1 protein-coding gene is annotated in these 419 nt (G+C 54.2%); it reads left to right on the top strand.

Features of this window, described 5'->3' with window-relative positions; all coding sequences use genetic code 11:
• The first annotated feature begins 191 nt into the window (after positions 1-191).
• On the top strand, positions 192-386 hold the full coding sequence (locus tag AAIR21_RS27925) for a hypothetical protein (protein ID WP_335266237.1): 195 nt from the start codon (positions 192-194) through the stop codon (positions 384-386).
• The last annotated feature ends 33 nt before the right edge of the window (positions 387-419 follow it).

Raw genomic sequence — 419 nt, forward strand, 5'->3', positions numbered from 1 at the left:
GCGTGCTGATAAGCCCGTTCGTGCACCGTATCATCCACCGCTGGCATCTGGACAACGACACCACGTCGTAAGCCAGTATACCGCCTGGCGGTGGCGGTATTACCGCTGCTAAGTGTGCTGCCGATCACGGATAATACGGCGTTAACGTTTGTATAGTCCCCCGTTTTCTGTGGGGTTAAGGAGAGGTAAAAATGGATGAGGGCGATCTGGCCAGCCAGGCCGAACAGTCAAGAATGGCGCAACTGCTGAATGGCAGAACGCGGGCGTCGCTGCCCGTTACCGGACGGTGTCATAACTGCAATGAATCGCTGGATAACGCGCATTTTTGTGATGCGGATTGTCGGGATGATTATGAAAAACGGCAGCAGTCCCACCTGCGCCGCTAAAATTTCAGAGCAAATGGCGGGGATGATTCATCT

Source organism: Enterobacter sp. PTB (genome assembly GCF_051130085.1).
Taxonomy (GTDB): domain Bacteria; phylum Pseudomonadota; class Gammaproteobacteria; order Enterobacterales; family Enterobacteriaceae; genus Enterobacter; species Enterobacter ludwigii.